The sequence below is a fragment of the Blastomonas aquatica genome (assembly GCF_014639875.1).
In the GTDB taxonomy this organism is placed as follows: Bacteria; Pseudomonadota; Alphaproteobacteria; order Sphingomonadales; family Sphingomonadaceae; genus Blastomonas; species Blastomonas aquatica.
On the sequence record NZ_BMGD01000003.1, the window covers coordinates 442,546 to 462,087 of the forward strand.

Sequence of the window (19,542 nt, forward strand, 5' to 3'; positions counted from 1 at the left end):
ACATGAACGTCAGCGTCCCTGCGCATAGGTATAAGCGGGGTTGGCAGGGGCGCAACTGAATTAAATGGAGGGTCTTGCCCCGCAAATCCGGGAGTTTTCAGCCGTGCTGCCAGCCAAGTTTTTTAGGCAGGTCGACCGGCATTCCGTTCCAGCTGATGGTGAGTCCCGACCCCTCGCCAAACCCACCGACGCGGCAGGCGGCGACAGGCAGATGCGCCTCGCTATCGGCTGCAAACAGCAGCTGATAGTCGTCGCCGCCAGTGGCTGCGCAAAGTGCTGCTGCCTGATCTGCGCCAAAGGTCGCGGCGAAATCCGCCGATAGCGGAACCTTGGCCAGATCGATCCGCACCGCAAGGCCAGATGCGCTTGCCATCCGCGCGGCATCGATCAGCAGTCCGTCGGAAACATCCATCATCGCATGGGCGACCTGCGCCAGCGCGCAGCCATCGGCGATCCGCGCCTGGGGGCGGCGATAGGCGGCGATCAACGACTGTGGCGCGGTTCTGCCATCCTGCAGCAGCTGCAACCCGGCCCAGCCATCGCCGATGGTCCCGGTGACGAACAGTCCGTCGCTTGCCAGCGCCCCCGCGCGCGGCGGTGGCACTGGCACCGAGGGCAGGCCGATCGCTGTCAGCGAGAGCACCCTTGCTGTGCCTGCAGGCGCGCTGATTGTATCGCCGCCGATCAGCATCATGCTGTAATGGTCCAGCGCCTCTTGCAGTCCCTTCACGAATGCGCTGTCCCATGCCGCATCGCCGGTCAATGTGTGCCCGGTGAGGCAGGCGAGCGGGGTCGCGCCCTTGGCAGCAAGATCGGAAACATTCACCGCGACGAGCTTCCACGCGACATCGCACGGAGGATCATCGGGGAGGAAATGCACGCCCTCGGCGAGCATGTCCTTGGTGAAAACGAGGGCCTGCTTGCCGACAGTCAGCACCGCTGCATCATCGGCCAAGCCGCGCGCCGCCGGATCGGTTGCGATGCTGCGGAGCTGATCGATGAAGGCCGGTTCAGTGGTCATCCGCGTTCTATAACCGTTTTCCGGCAAAAGCTGGAATCCTGCGTGGCGGTACAATATGCGCCAAGCACCCCTCGTTCCGTGTTCCCGAGCGAAGTCGAGGGACGTTTCGCTACGGAAACCGCATACGTCCCTCGACTTCGCTCGGGACAAACGGAAAGGGGGGAGGGACCTCCATTGCAGTGCCAGGCCGCCCCTGGGCTCCGGCTTTTGCCGGAGAGCAGCAGGGCGTGATTACCGCCGCACATCTTTCGCGATCGCGTCGAGCAGGCCGTTGGCAAAGCGCGTGTCCTTGGCATCGAAGAACGCATGTGCGACATCGAGATATTCGTTGATCACGCTGCCCACCGGTACATCGGGCCGCGCCAGCAGCTCATAGGTGCCTGCGCGCAAGATCTGGTGGAGTGTGCGGTCGAGCCGGGCGAGAGACCAGCCCGAGGCGAGCTTGGCCTCGATCAGCGCGTCGATCTCGGCGAGCCGGGCCGTAGCACCCTCGACGATATCGTCGAAGAACGCGACATCGGCGTCGGCGAACTGGTCGTCGTCGATTTCCTCGCCCAGCCGGTGCGTGTGGAATTCGTGCAGCAGCTGCGGAATGGGAATCTCTTCCATCGTGTGCTGATAGAGCGCTTGCACCGCAGCGAGGCGCGCGGCAGAGCGGGATTGGGACTTGGGGTTCATTGCATTTCCATCATGTCAGCCGGCGTTTGACGCTATCGGCATGGGCCGGGAGGCCCTCCATCTCGGCGAGCGCCACGGCCGCCGGGCCGATCGCCAGCAGCCCTTCGCGACCCAGTTCGATAAAGCTGGTGCGCTTCATGAAATCGAGCACCGACAGACCCGAAGAAAAGCGTGCGCGCCGCCCGGTGGGCAGCACATGGTTGGGCCCCGCGACGTAATCGCCGACAGCCTCGGGTGTCAGACGGCCCATGAACACCGACCCGGCGTGCTTGACCTTGGCGAACAGCGCTTCGGGATCATCGACCGCGAGCTCGAGGTGCTCGGCGGCGAGCCGGTTGACCAGAGGCATCGCATCTTCAAGGCTGTCGACGACGATGATTGCGCCATTGGTTTCCCACGCCTTGGTCGCGACCTTTTCGGTCGACAGCTGGGCGAGCTGGACGCCGACGGTATCCGCGACGATATCGGCAAAGCCCGCGTCATCGGTGAACAGGATCGATTGGCTGGTCGGGTCATGCTCGGACTGGCTGAGCAGGTCGGCGGCGATCCATTCTGGGTCGCTCTTGGCGTCCGAAACCACGACAATTTCCGATGGTCCCGCCACCATGTCGATGCCCACCACGCCATAAAGCTGGCGCTTGGCCTCGGCGACCCAGGCGTTGCCGGGCCCGGTGACGACATCGACCGCGCGGATTGTTTCGGTGCCATAGGCAAGCGCGGCAACGGCCTGCGCGCCGCCGATCCGCCAGATTTCGTCCACGCCCGCCAGATGCGCTGCTGCCAGCACCAGCGGATTGATCACGCCCTTGGGGGTCGGGGTCACCACCACCAGCCGCTCGACGCCCGCAACCTTGGCAGGAATCGCGTTCATCAGCAGCGACGAAGGATACGCCGCGCGGCCTCCGGGGACATACAGTCCAGCTGCATCTACCGCAGTCCAGCGCGCGCCCAGGCGAACACCTGCGGCATCGGTATAGTCGCGGTTTTCGGGCAATTGCGCTTGATGATAGGCGCGGATGCGGCTGGCGGCGAGATCGAGCGCGGTGCGCAGCTTGTCAGAAAGCGCCGCATAGGCCGCAGCGCATGCGTCCTTGCCGATACTCCAGCCACCGCCGGCCAGGCTGTGGCCATCGAAGCGCGAGGTGTATTCGATCAGCGCCGCATCGCCGCGCGCCTTCACATCGGCGATGATCGCGGTGACGTCGCGGCTGACCTCGATATCGCTTTCGCGCCGTCCGCGCACCAGCCGGTCGAACGCATTGGCGAAATCCTTGTCGCTTGTGGCAAGCCGCAGCGTCATGCCGCCTGCCTCTGTTCGGCAGCGAGGTCGCGGAAAGCGGACATCAACGGTCCAAGCCGCGCGTGGTCCTTTTTCAGCGCCGCACGGTTGATGATCAGCCGTGCCGATACCTGCGTGATGACTTCGGTTTCCACCAGTCCATTGTCCTTGAGAGTGCGACCCGATTCCACCAGGTCGACGATTTGGCGGGCCAGTCCCAGCGACGGGGCAAGCTCCATCGCGCCGTTCAATTTGACGCACTCGGCCTGCACGCCCTGCCGTTCGAAATGGCGGCGGGTGATGTTGGGATATTTGGTCGCGACACGGATGTGCGACGGGCGCGGTTGGTGCCCGCCCGCTTCGTCGACGGGCTCTGCCACCGATAAGCGGCAATGGCCGAAATTGAGGTCGACCGGCGCATAGAGGTCCGAATAATCGAACTCGTCGATCACGTCCGAGCCGACGATACCGATCTGCGCCGCGCCGTGCGCGACGAAGGTCGCTACATCGAACGCGCGCACGCGGATGATGTCCATGTCCGCGCGGTTGGTGCGGAAGCGCAGCGAGCGGTTCTTGGGATCGTGGAACTCGGGTGCAGGCTCGATCCCCACCCGCGCCAGCACGGGCAGGGCATCATCGAGGATTCGCCCCTTGGGGATTGCAAAGATCAGCGTGTCGGCCATGGTCGCGGCATGTAGGGGCAAGCAGGGCAAAGGGCAATATGGAGCGGCAAGACGAAATCGACCGGCAGATCGCGGCGCAGGCGGATCATGTGGCGGCCAACGACGCCCCAGCGACCGCGGCAATCTGCCGCGCGTTGATCGCGTTGGCGCGTGGAGACACGGCGTGCGGGCGCAGGATCGCCAACTGGCCGGGCGATGTGCTCGCCGATGCGATGCCGTTGCGGCTGGCGGGCGGGCTGCACCATCTGTTCCGTAAGGGGGAGGCCCCGGCGCTGGGCGCGATCTACCGGCAGGAGGTTTCCGAGCAGGTAGACGTGGACGCCATCGTCGCTGAGGTGGTCGCAGCGCACGATACCGAACTGCTGCCATGGTTCGACGGCCCACCGCAGACCAACGAGGCGGGGCGGTCGGCGAGCTTCGTGGCGGCGCTGCACTGGCTGGCCAGCCGGACGACGGCGGTGTTCGAATTGGGCGAGATCGGGTCGAGCGCGGGGATGAACCTGCTGATCGACCGTTATGGCTATGACCTTGGCGGCGTGGTCTCCGGCCCGGCGGACGCGCCGTGCACGATCCGCCCCGACTGGCAGGGCCCGCCGCCATCTGCGACGCCTTTCCAGATCGCGCAGGTGCGCGGGTGCGACCTCCAGCCGATCGACGTGCGCGATGATGCCGCCGCCGACCGGCTGATCGCCTATATCTGGCCCGAGGCGCACGCGCGGTTCGAGCGGATGGCAGCAGGCATCGCGATGATCCGCGAGCGCGCGGTCGATCTGGCCCAGGCCGACGCTGCCGACTGGATCACCGCGCGGCTTGCAGAACCGCAGGAGGCGGGCGTCACCCGGGTGCTGATGCATTCGATCGTCTGGCAGTACATTCCGCCCGAAAGGCAGGCTGTGATCGAAGCCGCGATGGCCGAAGCGGGCGCGCGGGCGACAACGGAACGACCGCTCGCGTGGATCGCGCTGGAAACCAACCGAGCGACCTTCCGTCACGAACTCAAGGTGCGGTATTGGCCGGGTGGCGGCGAGCCGCACCTGCTGGGCGAGGCGCAGGCGCACGGCGCGTGGGTGTGGTGGCTGGGTGAAGCGGTGTAACGAAGCGGGGGAGCCGAGCGCCGTACAGGCCTGCCTTGCGCTGTCATCTCAAACGATAAACCCGATCGCGCCCTTTCAGGCGCGACCGGGATGAAATCGCAGTTTGTAATCAGAAGAAGAAGCGTGCCGAAGCCGAAACGGATCGGCCATAGAGCGGCCGCGCCATGACGACGCCCGATGCCGGCACCGAACCTTCCGAAATGCCGGCGATGGCACGTTCGTTGAGCACGTTGTTGGCATTGATGCTGAGCTCCACCCGCTCCATCGGACGGACCTGCGCGAACAGGCCGACAGTGGTGTAGCCGGGCATCCGCAGCAGGTTTACATCCTGGCTGAAGCTGTCGGTAACGCCGATGATGTTGGCGCCAACCGTAAACGTGTCAGTGTCGAACTGCGGGGTCAGCCCGAACAGCAGCTTGGGCTGATTGCGCGGGATGTTGCCCTCCAGCGCCGGGTTTTCTGCGCTGCTGATCTCGGCTTCGGTGTACGTGGCATGCGCGGTGATGCTGAACGGACCACGACGGAAGCCGCCTTCAAACTCAAGTCCATAGGCTGTATAGGCCCGTGTCACCGAATTGAGCTCGAGCTGGCCGGTCACGGGGTTGGTCAGGATCTGCGAGTTGGTGTCATCGGTCTTTGCGTGGAAGCCGGTGAGGTTCAGCACCAGCCCGTCCTTGCGGAATTTCAATCCGATCTCTGCCTGGCGCACGCTGTCATCGCCTGCGCCGCTGTTGACCAGTGCGCCAGTGGTTGGGCTCAGCGCAGCGGTGAACAAGATCTTGTCCGCCGCAGCTCTTCCCCCCAGGCTATAGCGGGCGAACATCGCAAACGGTTCTGCGATGCGGTAATTCACGCTGGCCGAATAGGACACATAATCGTGGCTGTAGTTCACCGGCTGCGTGACACCGACCGGCACGAACGAAACCAGAGTTTCGGGTGCCGAAATCACGCCATCGCCGTTCATGTCGAAACTGCGAACGCCGCTGTCGTTCATGATGTTGCCAGTGGCCCGGCTGTTGTCCCAGCGAACAGATCCACCCACAGCGATCTTGCCCTTGGCAAAGTTGACCGAGGCAAATGGCGCAGTCGTCTGATAGGTGACATCATTGTTCCTGATGTTGCCGGCAGCACCGGGGCCGCCGAAATTGCGGTAGCCAGCGTCGGTGACCGGGACACCCGCTGCGGTCGTCAGGTTGAGCGGAACCGCCTGGCCGCCGCCCACGACATCCTGGAAGAACGTTGCAAACCCAATATCAGAGACGAACTTCTGGTTCGATCGATACAGGCCCGCAGTTGTCGTCAGGTCTCCGCCGCCGATGTTCCAGACGCGGCTGATGCGCAGGTCGTTGGTCATGTTGCTGACATCGGGCGCTTCATTGTCCGAATAGAAAGCCAGAGCCGCAAGCCCGTTGCCACCGGCGGCATCGAACAGCTGGCCGGCACGCGGTCCCGCCGCATAGCGGTAGTTGGCGCCAGCACCGCCAAAGCGCGTTGCAAACTGGCCCGCGGGCGCTGCGGAGGATACCACCAATGTGGTGTTGCGGGTCGACTGGTCGGCATAGCGGAAGCGGTTGGTCACCGACCATTCGCCAAGACCGAACTGCGCGTCGAAGCCCAAGGACTTGGCCTGAACCTCTACGCCATTGTTGAAGTTCCTGCGCCGCACATCCCCCGAGGAGCCCAGAGTCAGGACCACTGGCAGCGTGGGCGACAGCAGCGAATCAGTGCGGCTGTTGATCCCACGCGGATCGGCGAACGACGGATCGTCGTTGGTTCCAGTCACCAGCAAGGGCGTTCCCGTGAAGGTCGGGACCCGGTCGTCGAGCACCTTGGCATAGACGCGGATATAGCCGCCATCGAACTGCTTGGTGACGTTCATCTTGACCTGACCGCCACGCGACGCATTGAAGCCGGTTTCGCGGATGCCTTCGCCCTCGCGGTAAAAGCCGCCGACATGGAAACGCCAGCCGTTACCCAGGCTGCCACCATAATCGAAATCGGTGCGATAGCTTTCAAAGTCGACACCCACGGTCGCCATGACCGAGCCGCCCTCGACTTCGCCGGTCTTGGAAATGAGGTTGATGACGCCTCCGGGCGCATTCGACGCAAAAGTCGAAGCAGAGCCGCCACGGATCGATTCGACCTGGCCGACATTGAAATCTGCGCGAACGAACAGATCCGGCGTCAGGCGCATCAGGTCACCGAATTCCATGACGGGCAGGCCGTCTTCCTGGATCTGGATGTACTTGCTGGCTCCGTTCACCATGGGCAGGCCGCGTACAGTATAATTGTTCTGCGCTTCGCCTGCCGCAGCCTCGACGCGGATACCGGGAATGTTGCGGAACAGTTCAGCCATCGAGCGCGGGGCGAGCCGAATGATGACATTTTCCTTGATCGCGCTGGTCGAGGTTGCGCTGTTTAAGCGGTCACGCCCGCGGGCAACGCCGGTGGTGACCATGTCGCCATCATCAACGGTGCGGCTGGCCTCCCACGCCGTCACCGTTTCGTCTTCCTGCGCGGCCTCCTGCGCGGCCGCGGGTACACCGAAACTGCACGCGACGATCGCTATGACAGAACAGCAATATGCAAAACCGAAAGTCCGAAATTTCATTGTTAGGCCCCAACTGTTGGATACAGGAAGCGTTATAGGAAGATTTCAGGACGCTCCGGGCGAATGGGCAGTTTTTTGGCAGGTTGCGCCAGCAGGGGGTCAAGCATGGCGCCATTGGCAGGCACAGGGCGGGGTAGGCGCACCAACATTCAATCGAAACTCGCTTGTCACGGATGTTTCGCGCAATACGGCTAGGGGAGCGCTCAGTCTCCCGGCCACTAGCCCGGGAGCGCCACTGATGCGACAGGAGTGCATCGCACATGAACGATCAGCCGGATTCGGCCGAGTTCGACCAGCCTGTCACGCGCAGGGCGGGGGAACCGGAGGCATCGCAGTTCGTTTCCGAAGTCACCGCGCGCGTCATGCCCTCGCTGATTGCCAATGTTACAGCCGAGCTTACGCTTGTTCGGCACGCGGGCCATGACCTACCCGTGGTCATCAACCATGGCGACTGTGGCGGCAGCTATGTCGCTGCGCCGCACAGCGCGTATGTTCTGTATCCCAAGGCAGAACTGGGTCTGGTCGATCTGGGATGGTTGCGTGTGCCGGCGAGTATATTGATCGGGCTGGCCGACCGGCTCTTTCGAACCTTGCGGATCAACCATGCGGTGCAGATCGACAACTGGCTGCTGTCGACCAATTTGCATGGCGAGTGGACCGGCGCCGGGATTGCAGATCTGCGTGCCGATCTCGCGCGCCGTTATCCCAACCATTTTCTGGTGGTGCGTTCGGTCGATCCCTGGTCGTGTCCGGAGTTGTTGAAAAATCTGCGTGCCGATGGCTGGCTGTTGCTGCCCAGCCGCCAAATCTGGGTGACCGATGATGTCGAACGGGACTGGGCGAGCCGCAACAGCGTCAAGAACGATCGCCGCAAGCTGTTGCAGTCGGGCCTGATCGTGGAAGATGTCGAGCGGCTGTCGGATGCCGATGCCGCGCGCATCGCCCAGCTTTATGCGATGCTATACGTGCACAAATACTCGGCCCTCAACCCGCAATACACCCCGCGCTGGATGCAGATGGCGGTGGCGACCGGGCTTTTCCACATTCGGGTCGCGCGCGAGAGGGATGGGCAGATCCTGGCAGCAGCGGGGATTGTCGCGCGCGGCGGGATCGCGACCAACCCCATGCTGGGGTATGACACCTCAAGGCCGCAAGCCGATGGGCTGTACCGGATCGCATCCTGGCTGGTGGGGGATTTTGCCCGGTCGCACAGGCTGCGAGTGAACGGGTCGGCGGGTGCAGGGCATTTCAAGCAACAGCGCGGTGCACGCAGCGAGATAGAATACACGGCTTTTCACGCCGGGCATCTGCCATTCTGGCGCAGGGCTCCGCTGGCATGGGTGGCGCTGGCGCTCGAACATCTGGTCATTCCAGTGATGAAGCGCCGAATGCTGTGATCATGGCGCGCGCAGGAATTCTTCCATCGCGGCAATCAGCGCCTCCGGCTGCTCCCACGGCACGAAATGCCCGCCGGGTGCCGTGACAAGCGTCAGGTCAGGCACCAGCGTTTCGATGCCGTCGAGCAACGAGGGGCGCAGCGCGTAATCGTCCATCGCCCAGAACAGCAGCGTTGGCTGGGTCACCGGGGGGAAGGGGCGGTCAAGATAGGCAGGCCGTGCGACCTCTCCTTCCATCGGCGGGACGATCAGCGGGCTGGCGCGATACCAGTTGACCATCGCGGTGAATGCGCCCGGCGTCTGCCATTGCGCGAGGTAGATCGCGCGTTCCTCCGGCGTGATGCGGCTGACCGCGCTGGGCTCGGCAAAGCGCGAATCGAAATAGGCGTCCCAGCCCATCTGCGCGACGATTTCCTCGAAATCCGGGTGGCGCATTTCGGTGATGTACTGCGCCGAGGCGCGCTGGTCGGGGTCGTCGAACAGCGCCTTCTGGTAGGTGAAGGGGTGCGCGGAATTGGCCATGATCAGGCGCCTGACCCGATCGGGATGACCCAGCGCCGCCATCCAGGCGATGGCGCCGCCCCAATCGTGCCCGACCAGGGTGAAGGTATCGATCCCCAGGTGATCGGCCAGCGCCAGCAGGTCTGCGACCATGTTCTTGGGCTGATAGGCTTCGACCCCTTCGGGCTTGGACGATCCGGCAAAGCCGCGCTGGTTGGGCGCGATCAGCCGATAGCGGTCGGCAAAATGCGACATGACATAGCGCCAGGTGCGATGCGATTCGGGGAATCCATGCAACAGGATCAGCGGCGGCGCGCCTTCCGGACCGGCGATCGCCACGTCGAGCTCGACCCCGGTGGACAGCGCGATGCGGGTGAGCGGAAAGTCGATCATTGCCCGGTCAGGCGGTAACCGCGGAACCGCCGGTCATTCGCCCGGAGCCTTCGCCTTGATCGCCATCGCGTGGACCTTCTGCCCCGGCAGGTCGCCGAGCGCGCCGTTGACCATCCGCTGGCGTTCCAGCCGTGATTTACCGGTGAACGCTGTGCTTTCGATCAGCACCGTGAAGTGCGATTCGCCGCTGCCATCGTCGCCTGCGTGGCCGCTGTGCTTGGCGCTGTCGTTGATCACCTCCAACTGGGTCGGCGAGAGCGCCGCCGTCAGCCGGTTTTCGATTTCGTTGGCCATCGGCCCCTTGGTTTTCATGTTCATGCCACCCTATATAAACTGCTCTTTGCCGCAATACGAGGCGGCGTGTAGCAACGGATGGTCGGGGTTTTGGCGGAACGGGACGGATCGGATAAGGATGGCGGCACCGCTCGGCGTCGTGCGCGATTCCATGGCCGGGTCGAGGGCAACGGACGTCGCTGCGATTGGGCCGAATGCCCCGAGGATGGTGAGTTCCGCGCGCCTCCCGACGAAAACCGGGCGCATGGATCGCGCTTCGATGGGCCAGGGCGATACCGCTGGTACTGCCTTGAGCACATCCGCGAGTTCAACGAACGTTACAATTTCTTTGCCGGGATGACCGCCGAGCAGATCTATGAGGCGCAACGGCCGACATCGGGCTGGGACCGCGAGACGCGGGCCTTTGCAGCCGGCGCCGGCCAGGCACCGCGTTGGGGCGACTTTTCCGATCCGCTCGATGCGATCGGCGCTCGCTTTCGCCAGAACATCAGGGACCGCGCCGCGGCCCAGGCGAATGACCGCGCCGCTGCCCAGCGCGGATTGAGCGTCGCTGACCGGAGTGCGCTGAAGACCCTGGGTCTGACGGCCGATGCCGACCGCACGACGATCCGACAAGCGTATTCGAAGCTGGTCCGCGCTTATCACCCGGACCGAAACGGCGGCGACCGAACCCACGAGAAAGCCTTGCAGGAGGTCATCGCCGCCTATACGCACTTGCGCAAACTTGCTGCGTTTGCCTGATCATGCCATCGGGCAGGGGCGCACTCCAATCGACCGGACATTAGCGGACATCAACATGACAGATATTTCCAATACCCAGCCTGACAGCCGTGACGGCACCCTGCTCGATGCCCCCGACCGGATGGTGAAAGCGCGCGACGTGTTTGGTGTCGACATCGACATGGAAGTCCCCGCGTTCAGCGAGGCCGACGAGCGGGTTCCCGATCTGGATCCTTCTTATGTGTTCGACCCGGAAACCACGCTCGCGGTGCTGGCAGGGTTCGCCCACAACCGCCGCGTGATGGTGCAAGGCTATCACGGCACGGGCAAGTCGACGCACATCGAGCAGATTGCCGCGCGGCTCAACTGGCCATGCATCCGCATCAACCTGGATGCGCACATTAGCCGTATCGATCTGGTTGGCCGCGATGCCATCGTGCTGCGCGACGGCAAGCAGGTCACCGAGTTCCGCGAGGGCTTGCTGCCCTGGGCGCTGCAGACGCCGACCGCTCTGGTGTTCGACGAATATGACGCGGGCCGTCCCGACGTGATGTTCGTGATCCAGCGTGTCCTCGAGACCGAGGGCAAATTGACCCTGCTCGACCAGAACCGCGTGATCCGCCCGAACCCGTATTTCCGCCTGTTCGCCACCGCCAACACCGTGGGCCTTGGCGACACCAGCGGTTTGTATCACGGCACCCAGCAGATCAACCAGGGCCAGATGGATCGCTGGAACATCGTGTGCACCTTGAACTATCTCCCCGCCGAGACTGAGGCCAAGGTCGTGCTCTCCAAGGTCGGTGAGACCGATCCCAAGGTGGTCAAGAACATGGTCAAAGTGGCCGACCTGACCCGTCAGGGCTTCGTCAACGGCGATATCTCGACCGTGATGAGCCCGCGCACCGTGATCAGCTGGGCGCAGAACGCCGCGATCTTCCACAACATCGGCTTTGCTTTCCGATTGTCCTTCCTCAACAAGTGCGACGAGGCCGAGCGGATGCTGGTCGCGGAATACTACCAGCGGGTGTTCGGCGAGGATCTGCCGGAGAGCATCATCGGCAAGGGGTGATTTGAACGAGGCTGCGATGGACAAGGCGACAGCGATTGCGAGACTAAAAGCGCACGAGGCCGAGCTCCGGGAGCTTGGCGTGGAGCGGTTGTCGCTGTTTGGTTCTACCGCGCGGGGTGAGGAAGGTCCCCAGTCCGATGTGGATTTGGCAGCGCGATTTGCCCGTGAGGCCCGGATAGGCGGTTTTGCCTTTGTTGCTATTGCAGACCGATTAGAGTCGATTTTGCGTACACGGGTTGACCTTGTTGCTGAACCGGCGCGCAAACCGAGGATGCAGGAGGAGATAGACCGGGATCGCATTCGTGTCTTCTAGGCGCGAGCGTTTGCGCATTCTCGACATCGTCGAGAATATCGAAGCGGCGCAAAGCTATATTGAGGGCATGTCGGTTGACGATTTTGCGCGCAGCCCAATCACGATCGATGCCGTGGAGCGGTGTCTGCAGCGCGTTACGGAGGCGGCGATCAAAATCGGAGAGCATCGATTCTGCATAATCGCGCCGGACGTCTCCTTTCATCAAGTGCGAGGACTGGGCAATCGACTGAGGCACGACTACGATTTTCTCGATGAAGCTGTCGTCTACAATACGGTTGTTGAAAGTCTGCCAGTGCTGTTGGCTTGGTGCCGCTCGGCTTTGGATTGATTTCCATTGCTGGCATCGGCTGTCATATTGATATAACACACCAGCCGTGTTGAAAAAATTCCGATTCGGAGCAGGGCGCTTTGGCGGCGCTGACGCTGGTGCGGCTTCGCTTGGTCTGGGCGAGGCGCGCAATCCGTGGCTTGAGCCTGCGGCCATCCCCGCCGAGCCTGCCGTTATCAAGCCGCCGCGCACGCGCTGGTGGTGGGGCAAGAGGATCTTCGCAGCCGGGTTCGTGCTATTCTTGATCCTGCTTGTCTGGCTCGCGATCACCGCGCCCCTTTCCAAATCGCTCCAGCCGATCGCCCCGCCCGAGATCACCCTGCTCGCCGCCGATGGCACGCCGATCGCGCGCAGCGGGGCGGTGGTCGAGGAGCCGGTGGTGGTCGACCGCCTGCCGAGCCATGTCGTGCAGGCGTTCCTGGCGATCGAAGACCGGCGGTTCTATTCGCACTGGGGCATCGACCCGCGCGGGCTGGCGCGCGCTTTGTGGGCCAACGTGTCGGGCGACAGCGGCACTCAGGGCGGAAGCACGATCACCCAGCAACTCGCCAAGATCAGCTTCCTCACCCCCGAACGCAGCCTGACGCGCAAGTTGCGCGAGATGCTGATCGCGTTCTGGCTCGAGGCTTGGCTGACCAAGGACGAGATCCTGGGGCGGTATCTCTCCAACGCCTATTTCGGCGACAATGTGTACGGGCTGCGCGCGGCAAGCTTGCATTATTTCGATCGCCAGCCCGAACGGCTCAAGCCCGAACAGGCGATCCTGCTCGCTGGATTGGTGCAGGCGCCGTCGCGCTTTGCGCCGACGCGCAACTGGAAGGGGGCGAGCCGTCGCGCTGCGATGGTGCGCACCGCGATGGTCAATGCGGGCTTCATGACGCGGGCCGAGGCCGATGCGCTGCCCCAGCCCCGGCTGGACGTCCACGAACGCCCCAAGATCGCCAACGGCACCTATTTCGCCGACTGGGCGATGCCACAGGCGCGCGCGCTTACCGAGATGTCGCACGCCCGGCTCGAACTCACCACGACTCTGGATTCACGGCTGCAGCGCGCCGCCGAGCGCATCGTCGCGCGCGCAGGGCTGGGCAAGGCGCAGGTGGCTTTGGTCGCGATGCGCAGCAATGGCGAGGTTGTCGCCATGGTCGGCGGCAAAAACCACAAGGACTCGCCTTTCAATCGCGCCACCCAGGCACGGCGACAGCCGGGTTCGACCTTCAAGCTGTTTGTCTATCTGGCGGCACTTGAGGCAGGCATGGAGCCCGAGACGCTGGTCGATGACAGTCCGATCACCACCGGAACCTATCGTCCGCGCAATGCAGGTGACAGGTATCGCGGCACGATCAGCCTTGAAGAAGCGTTCATCCACTCGAGCAACGTTGCCGCCGTCCGGCTGTTCCAGCAACTGGGCAGCGAAAAGGTGATCAAGCAGGCGACGCAACTTGGTCTCAAGGGCCCGTTCACCGAGGGCGATCCGAGCCTGGCGTTGGGCAGCGCGAGCGCCAGCCTGATCGAGCTGACTGCAGCGTTTGCTGGGGTCGCGGGCAACCAGTGGCCGGTGGTTCCGCACGCCTTTCAGCGCGAGGAGCAGGGCTGGTTCGAATGGCTGGTCGATGGCCCGGACCGCTATTCGTCGCGGGTGCACGAGCAGATGCAGGACATGCTGCGCTCAGCGGTCAATCGCGGCACCGGCCGCGCGGCGAGCCTTTCGGTGCCCAATTTCGGCAAGACCGGCACCAGCCAGGACAACCGCGATGCGCTGTTCGTCGGCTATGCCGGCGATCTGGTGGTCGGAGTGTGGATCGGTAACGACGACAACAGCCCGATGCAGGGGATCCGCGGGGGCGGTCTGCCCGCGCGGATCTGGCGGCAGTTCATGGGCGAGGCGGTGCGCGGTGCCGTTCCGCCAAGACGTGTTGCGCCTGCCGCTCCGCCCGAAGAGATCGACTCTGATCCCGTGATCGGTCCGTTGATCGATAGCCAGATCGATGCGCAGGTCGGCGGCGCGAACGTGCGCGTCACTCCCGATGGCCTGACGATTTCGGGCGATGTCGGTGGCGCGCCGGTCGCGGTCACCGTCGATGGCAACGGCGCGCAGGTTGAGAGGCGCAGGCCCGAGCCTCCCGCTCCGCCCGCGCAATAGCTGGCTGGCATAGGCAGGCTGCTTGACATCGCTGGCCCGGGTGTTCAGCGATAGCATATGACCAACCGCACGCCCCTTGATGACCTGAAGAACGTATTGGCCGGAACCGCGCGCGCAATCGCGCATCAACCTGAGGTCGAGGTGGCGTTCACCGCCGACCCTCCGTCGCAATCAGGCAACAAGCTGCGCGTGCCGATGCCGGGGCGCAAGCTGCCCGCCGATCAGGTGGCCGAAGCGCGCGGCTTTGCCGATCTCTATGCGTTGCGGCTGAAGCACCATAATGCCGCGCAGCACAACGCCAATGCGCCCAGGGAAGCCGTGGCGCGCGCGGCATTCGATGCGGTCGAGCAGGTGCGGATCGAGGCGCTGGGCAGCCGGTCGATGTCAGGGCTGGGTGCCAATCTGGATGCCGCGCTCGAGATGCGGATGCGCTCGGACCCGATCGCGCGCGCGACCAAGGTCGACGAGGTGCCGCTTTCGACCGCGCTTGGGCTGATCGTGCGCGAGCGGTTGACCGGCAAGCCGATGCCCGCAGGCACCGCAGCCGGCGTCGATCTGGTGCGCGACTGGATCGAGACCAAGGGCGGCGAGGACATCGACAACCTTGCGATGTCGCTCGACGATCAGGCGGCGTTCGCCGCGCTCGCCACCCGGCTGCTCGAGCATCTCGACCTCACCGAAGGCCAGATGGATGAGGAAGACAGCCAGGACGACAGCGACAACGACGACTCCTCCGAAGAAGGCGAGCCCGAGGATAACGAGGGCGAGCAGGAAGGCTCCGATGCCGACCAGACCGAGGCGCGCGGCGAGGAACAGACCGGCGAGAACGAGGACGGCGACCAGTCCGAGGCCGAAGGCGAGATGGAGCAGGGCGACGACGGCGACCCTGGCGAGATGGGCGACGATGGCATGATGCCGACGCGGCCCAATCGCCCGTGGACCGATCTGCCTAGCGATTTCGAATACAAGGCATGGTCCACCCGCTTCGACGAGGTGGTCGAGGCTACCGACCTTTGCGACGAGGACGAACTGTTGCGCCTGCGCGCTTATCTCGACCAGCAATTGGCGCACCTGCAGGGCGCGGTCACCAAGCTCGCCAACCGGCTTCAGCGCCGGCTGATGGCACAACAAAGTCGCAGCTGGGACTTCGACCAGGAAGAAGGCATGCTCGATGCCGCCCGGCTGGCGCGGATCGTCGTCGCGCCTGGGCATTCGCTGTCGTACAAGATCGAACGCGAAACCGATTTCCGCGATACCGTCGTGACGTTGCTGATCGATAATTCCGGTTCGATGCGTGGTCGGCCGATCAGCATCGCGGCGATCAGCGCGGACATCATGGCGCGCACCCTTGAGCGCTGCGGGGTCAAGACCGAGATCCTGGGCTTCACGACCAAGGCCTGGAAGGGCGGCCAGTGCCGCGAGGACTGGCTGGCACAGGGCCGCCCGCAGCTTCCCGGCCGTCTCAACGACCTGCGGCACATCGTCTACAAGAAGGCCGACGAGCCTTGGCGGCGTGCACGCAAGAACCTGGGGCTGATGATGCGCGAGGGGCTGCTCAAGGAAAACATCGATGGCGAGGCTTTGCTCTGGGCGCACAGCCGCCTGCTCGCCCGCCGCGAGGAACGCCGCGTGCTGATGGTGATCTCCGACGGCGCGCCGGTCGATGATTCGACGCTCTCGGTCAATCACGGCGCGTATCTCGAACAGCATTTGCGCAAGGTCATCGACTGGATCGAGCGGATGTCGCCGGTCCAGCTGATCGCGATCGGCATCGGTCACGACGTCACCCGGTATTACAAGCGCGCGGTGACGATCATGGACGCAGAACAGCTTGGCGGCACGATGGTGGAGCAGCTGGCCGGATTGTTCGACGACGAGTGAAGCGACGCTTGCTAACCAGGGTGACGGTGTTTAATCACGCAGTTAAATTCTGTCGCGATTGATCTGGAGAAACCGCCTTGAACGTATCCGAAGCCGTTGCCACCCGTCGTTCCGTGCGCCAGTTCTTGCCCGATGCGGTGCCGCTCGAGACGATCAGTGATATCCTGACCAAGGCGCAGCGTTCGCCCTCGGGAGGCAACACCCAGCCGTGGAATGCGATCGTTCTGACCGGCGAGCCGCTGGCCGACCTGACCGCGAAGATCAAGGCCAAGGCCGCAGAAGAGCCGATGGGCGCAGGGATGGAATACGACATCTACCCCAAGGGGCTCGAAGGCCGCTATGAGGCGCAACGCCGCGCGGTGGGCGAGGCGATGTTCGGTGCGCTGGGCATCGCGCGCGAGGATGGCGCGGGCCGGGTCAAGCAGATGATGGCCAACTGGGACAGTTTTGGCGCGCCGATCCAGATCTTCACCTATTGCCGCACCTATATGGGGCCGCCGCAGTGGTCCGACATGGGCATGTGGCTGCAGACCGTCATGCTGTTGCTGCGAGACGCCGGGCTCGACAGCTGCCCGCAGGAAATCTGGGCGATGTATGGCAGTTATATGCGCGAACTGCTGGGCATCAGCGACGACTACATCTTCTTCACCGGCATGGCGGTGGGGTATCGCGATCCTGAGGCACCGATCAACCGCTTTCCGGTGCCGCGGGTCGATCTGTCCGAAGCGATCGAATTCAGGGGTTTTTGATCCCTATGCATTGCGACAGCCCGCGTTAATCAATTCCACGATAATCTTTGGGCGCTCGCAAAGCGGCAACTGGCCACGCCGCTTTGGGAGGATTATAGCAACGCAAAACGAATCCAGACCGGGTCGCACCAATAAAGAGATTTTGCCTCCGCAGAACCTGCGCGTGGGGCAAACGGGGTGTGACAATGCGCGAGAGCCAATCAGGCTTGTTGACATGGAACGATTCTGTGGTGCCGCGGGCGGACCAATCCGGTCAGCCACCGCTTGCAGCATTGCGAGTGCAGGTTAATGCTGGGGTAGCATTCGCGCACGCGCGCGCCGGGGGGCAGCAACACACATCATGGTTATGAAACCAGACACCGTGTCGGCGCCCACCAGCCGTGATGAGGTTGGCCGGTCGGCCAATCGCCTGATCCGCCAGCTTGGCCTGGTGCGGCTGCTGGCGACGTTTGGCTTTCTGGTGTTTGCGCTTGCGGTGGCCCGCTACAGCCCGCAGATGCCGCTGCTGGGTGATGCCGAAAACGCGATGTACGATATGCGCGCGGCCAATTTCGCCAAGAAAGTGGATCAGGATCCGCGCATCCTGATGGTGGTCTATACCGACGATACGCTGATCGATACCGGCCAGCGCTCCCCGGTCGATCGCACGATCCTGGCCAATGCGCTGACCAATATCGACAAGATGGGCGCCAAGTCGATCGGCATCGATATCCTGTTCGATCAGCCGCAGGACGATGACGAAGCGCTCAAGACCGCGTTCCGATCGATGCAGACCCCGACCCATGTCGCTTACGCCTCGAACGAGACTAACACCGAGGCGATCCAGTTCCGCCAGCAGCAGTTTCTCGAGAGCTTTCTCAAGGATATCACCACTGACAAGACGGTGCCCACCAGCATCCGGCTCATCACCGATGCCGATGGCGTCGCGCGGCGCTGGCCCGACCAGCCCAAGAACCTGCCGCCGATCATGGTCCGGGCGATGACGCCGCCCAATGCGGCGTTTGCCGACTATCGCGGAGCCATCCGCTTCCGCGTGCCGCTGTCGTCGGATCGCCCCGTTATCAACAAGCTGCCGATTGATCTGTTCGCTGACCCCGCAAGCGCCGAGTTCGTCGCCAGCGAGGTCAAGGGCAAGCATGTGCTGATCGGCGGCGATTTTGTCGATTTCGACAAGTTCGATACGCCGCTTACCCGTATCGGTGATGTCGTCACCGGTGAATCGCAGATGATCGGGCTTGAGGTGCACGCGCACATGATGTCGCAGTTGCTCGACAACGATCAGCCTTATGCGTTTCCAGCCTGGTCGTTGTGGGTGATCGCAGTCGTGGTCATCCTGGCCGGATTCGCCACCGCGATCAGCCAGGCACGCGCCTGGATCATGGGACTGTTGCTGGGGGTGCAGATCCTGTTCTTCATCACCGTGCCGCTCATTTTGCAATATCAGGGGTTCGATACGCTCAATTTGCCCAGCTTCGGCTGGGCGACAGGATGGCTCCTCGCTTACACGTCGGTGGGCGCGGCCGCGCGCGTGGTCGGCTCGAAACAGCGGGCCTTTGCGCAGAATGCGCTGGGCAAATACCTTCCCCGTTCGGTGGCGGCGGAGATCCTGAAGGACCCCGACAAGCTGGCGCTGCACGGCGAGAAGCGCGAGATTTTCTGCGTGTTCACCGATCTGGAAGGCTTCACCAAGCTGACCCACGCGATCGAACCGGAAATGGTCGCGTTGTTGCTCAACAACTATCTCGACCGGCTGGCGGACGTGGTGCTGCAATATGGTGGCACGCTCGACAAGTTCGTGGGTGATGCCGTCGTCGCCTTCTGGGGCGCGCCGATCAGCTTTCCCGATGATGGCGAACGCGCGGTGCGTGCCGCATGGGCGATGTACGAGGCGGGCGAGGAGTTCCGCCGCAGCGCGCCCGAAGGCGTGCCGCCGATCGGGCGCACCCGCGTCGGCGTGCATTTCGGCGAGGCGATCGTCGGCAATTTTGGCGGCGAGGGGCGCATCCAGTATACCGCGTTCGGCGACAGCATGAACACAGCAGCGCGGCTTGAGGCGGCCAACAAGAACCTCGACACCCGAGTGCTCGTCAGCCGCGAGGCGGCCGTGCGCTCCGGACTCGACTGGTTTCGCCCGATGGGGCGGATTGTGCTAAGAGGGCGGGCCAGACCTGTCGATATCTTCGAGCCCGCACCGGACATGCCCGAGAGCGAGCGAATCAGGATAGGAGAGATTGTCGCTGCGCATGAGGCGGGGGATTTGGATGCTGTGGTAAATCTCACAACACAGCTTGAAGCCATGGGGCAAGAAGAGGCCATCGCGAATCTGTTCAAGCGACTTGGTCAGACACAAAAAGGAGAAAGCTATGTTCTCGGTTGATAGGAAGTCCGTAC

17 protein-coding genes are annotated in these 19,542 nt (G+C 63.5%); 10 read left to right on the forward strand and 7 right to left on the reverse strand.

The features are described from left to right. Nucleotides 1-97 precede the first annotated feature (97 nt). The 4 genes from thiL to hisG all read right to left on the reverse strand — a co-directional run bounded on the left by thiL (nt 98) and on the right by hisG (nt 3,661). Nucleotides 98-1,021, reverse strand: coding sequence for a thiamine-phosphate kinase (gene thiL, locus IEW00_RS10105; protein WP_188514262.1), 924 nt, complete (start codon nt 1,019-1,021; stop codon nt 98-100). Between the two features lie 231 nt (nt 1,022-1,252). Further along, a complete protein-coding gene (nusB, locus tag IEW00_RS10110) occupies nt 1,253-1,699 on the reverse strand; it encodes a transcription antitermination factor NusB (protein ID WP_188514263.1) in 447 nt (148 codons plus the stop codon). A 10-nt stretch (nt 1,700-1,709) separates the two neighbouring features. After that, nucleotides 1,710-2,999 (reverse strand): histidinol dehydrogenase, encoded by a 1,290-nt coding sequence (gene hisD / locus IEW00_RS10115; protein ID WP_188514264.1) that lies wholly within the window; start codon nt 2,997-2,999, stop codon nt 1,710-1,712. After that, entirely contained in the window at nt 2,996-3,661 is a 666-nt protein-coding gene (gene hisG / locus IEW00_RS10120; protein ID WP_188514265.1) for an ATP phosphoribosyltransferase, read from the reverse strand. The genes hisD and hisG overlap by 4 nt, the downstream gene beginning before the upstream one ends. 38 nt (nt 3,662-3,699) lie before the next feature. On the opposite strand from hisG, the gene IEW00_RS10125 reads away from it, so the two are divergent. Continuing rightward, nucleotides 3,700-4,755: a DUF2332 domain-containing protein gene (locus tag IEW00_RS10125; protein WP_188514266.1), complete on the forward strand. Its 1,056-nt coding sequence runs from the start codon at nt 3,700-3,702 to the stop codon at nt 4,753-4,755. A 109-nt stretch (nt 4,756-4,864) separates the two neighbouring features. Here the strand turns inward: IEW00_RS10125 and IEW00_RS10130 are convergent, their stop codons facing one another. Then, nucleotides 4,865-7,366, reverse strand: a complete 2,502-nt coding sequence (locus IEW00_RS10130) for a TonB-dependent receptor domain-containing protein (RefSeq protein ID WP_229736948.1) — start codon at nt 7,364-7,366, stop codon at nt 4,865-4,867. Nucleotides 7,367-7,626: 260 nt separating this feature from the next. Here IEW00_RS10130 and IEW00_RS10135 point away from each other — a divergent pair, with 260 nt between their 5' ends. Then, nucleotides 7,627-8,763 (forward strand): hypothetical protein, encoded by a 1,137-nt coding sequence (locus IEW00_RS10135; RefSeq protein ID WP_188514267.1) that lies wholly within the window; start codon nt 7,627-7,629, stop codon nt 8,761-8,763. Here the strand turns inward: IEW00_RS10135 and IEW00_RS10140 are convergent, their stop codons facing one another. Both IEW00_RS10140 and IEW00_RS10145 read right to left on the reverse strand, forming a co-directional pair. Then, on the reverse strand, nt 8,764-9,657 hold the full coding sequence (locus IEW00_RS10140; protein WP_188514268.1) for an alpha/beta fold hydrolase: 894 nt from the start codon (nt 9,655-9,657) through the stop codon (nt 8,764-8,766). Between the two features lie 33 nt (nt 9,658-9,690). Then, a complete protein-coding gene (locus IEW00_RS10145; RefSeq protein ID WP_188514269.1) occupies nt 9,691-9,975 on the reverse strand; it encodes a BolA family protein in 285 nt (94 codons plus the stop codon). A gap of 54 nt (nt 9,976-10,029) precedes the next feature. On the opposite strand from IEW00_RS10145, the gene IEW00_RS10150 reads away from it, so the two are divergent. The 8 genes from IEW00_RS10150 to IEW00_RS10185 all read left to right on the forward strand — a co-directional run bounded on the left by IEW00_RS10150 (nt 10,030) and on the right by IEW00_RS10185 (nt 19,528). After that, entirely contained in the window at nt 10,030-10,692 is a 663-nt protein-coding gene (locus IEW00_RS10150) for a J domain-containing protein (protein ID WP_188514270.1), read from the forward strand. A gap of 55 nt (nt 10,693-10,747) precedes the next feature. Continuing rightward, nucleotides 10,748-11,740, forward strand: a complete 993-nt coding sequence (gene cobS / locus IEW00_RS10155; RefSeq protein ID WP_188514271.1) for a cobaltochelatase subunit CobS — start codon at nt 10,748-10,750, stop codon at nt 11,738-11,740. A 16-nt stretch (nt 11,741-11,756) separates the two neighbouring features. After that, entirely contained in the window at nt 11,757-12,053 is a 297-nt protein-coding gene (locus IEW00_RS10160) for a nucleotidyltransferase family protein (RefSeq protein ID WP_188514272.1), read from the forward strand. Between the two features lie 10 nt (nt 12,054-12,063). Beyond that, nucleotides 12,064-12,381: a HepT-like ribonuclease domain-containing protein gene (locus tag IEW00_RS10165; RefSeq protein ID WP_229736950.1), complete on the forward strand. Its 318-nt coding sequence runs from the start codon at nt 12,064-12,066 to the stop codon at nt 12,379-12,381. A 154-nt stretch (nt 12,382-12,535) separates the two neighbouring features. Next, nucleotides 12,536-14,521: a transglycosylase domain-containing protein gene (locus IEW00_RS10170; protein ID WP_373282633.1), complete on the forward strand. Its 1,986-nt coding sequence runs from the start codon at nt 12,536-12,538 to the stop codon at nt 14,519-14,521. 57 nt (nt 14,522-14,578) lie between these two features. Beyond that, the gene (gene cobT, locus IEW00_RS10175) at nt 14,579-16,402 is read left to right on the forward strand and encodes a cobaltochelatase subunit CobT (RefSeq protein ID WP_188514274.1); all 1,824 of its coding nucleotides are present in this window, start codon (nt 14,579-14,581) and stop codon (nt 16,400-16,402) included. 77 nt (nt 16,403-16,479) lie between these two features. Beyond that, the gene (locus tag IEW00_RS10180; protein WP_188514275.1) at nt 16,480-17,151 is read left to right on the forward strand and encodes a nitroreductase; all 672 of its coding nucleotides are present in this window, start codon (nt 16,480-16,482) and stop codon (nt 17,149-17,151) included. A 346-nt stretch (nt 17,152-17,497) separates the two neighbouring features. Further along, nucleotides 17,498-19,528, forward strand: coding sequence for a CHASE2 domain-containing protein (locus IEW00_RS10185; protein WP_188514594.1), 2,031 nt, complete (start codon nt 17,498-17,500; stop codon nt 19,526-19,528). Nucleotides 19,529-19,542: the final 14 nt, after the last annotated feature.

What these genes read in the sequence shown, in the direction of transcription:
- hisG (WP_188514265.1), bottom strand. Translation starts at nt 3,661, where the DNA reads ATGGCCGACACGCTGATCTTTGCAATCCCCAAGGGGCGAATCCTCGAT.
- cobT (WP_188514274.1), top strand. Translation starts at nt 14,579, where the DNA reads ATGACCAACCGCACGCCCCTTGATGACCTGAAGAACGTATTGGCCGGA.
- IEW00_RS10130 (WP_229736948.1), bottom strand. Translation starts at nt 7,366, where the DNA reads ATGAAATTTCGGACTTTCGGTTTTGCATATTGCTGTTCTGTCATAGCG.
- IEW00_RS10160 (WP_188514272.1), top strand. Translation starts at nt 11,757, where the DNA reads ATGGACAAGGCGACAGCGATTGCGAGACTAAAAGCGCACGAGGCCGAG.
- hisD (WP_188514264.1), bottom strand. Translation starts at nt 2,999, where the DNA reads ATGACGCTGCGGCTTGCCACAAGCGACAAGGATTTCGCCAATGCGTTC.
- nusB (WP_188514263.1), bottom strand. Translation starts at nt 1,699, where the DNA reads ATGAACCCCAAGTCCCAATCCCGCTCTGCCGCGCGCCTCGCTGCGGTG.
- IEW00_RS10135 (WP_188514267.1), top strand. Translation starts at nt 7,627, where the DNA reads ATGAACGATCAGCCGGATTCGGCCGAGTTCGACCAGCCTGTCACGCGC.
- cobS (WP_188514271.1), top strand. Translation starts at nt 10,748, where the DNA reads ATGACAGATATTTCCAATACCCAGCCTGACAGCCGTGACGGCACCCTG.
- IEW00_RS10185 (WP_188514594.1), top strand. Translation starts at nt 17,498, where the DNA reads ATGAAACCAGACACCGTGTCGGCGCCCACCAGCCGTGATGAGGTTGGC.
- IEW00_RS10125 (WP_188514266.1), top strand. Translation starts at nt 3,700, where the DNA reads ATGGAGCGGCAAGACGAAATCGACCGGCAGATCGCGGCGCAGGCGGAT.
- IEW00_RS10145 (WP_188514269.1), bottom strand. Translation starts at nt 9,975, where the DNA reads ATGAACATGAAAACCAAGGGGCCGATGGCCAACGAAATCGAAAACCGG.
- IEW00_RS10140 (WP_188514268.1), bottom strand. Translation starts at nt 9,657, where the DNA reads ATGATCGACTTTCCGCTCACCCGCATCGCGCTGTCCACCGGGGTCGAG.
- IEW00_RS10150 (WP_188514270.1), top strand. Translation starts at nt 10,030, where the DNA reads ATGGTCGGGGTTTTGGCGGAACGGGACGGATCGGATAAGGATGGCGGC.
- thiL (WP_188514262.1), bottom strand. Translation starts at nt 1,021, where the DNA reads ATGACCACTGAACCGGCCTTCATCGATCAGCTCCGCAGCATCGCAACC.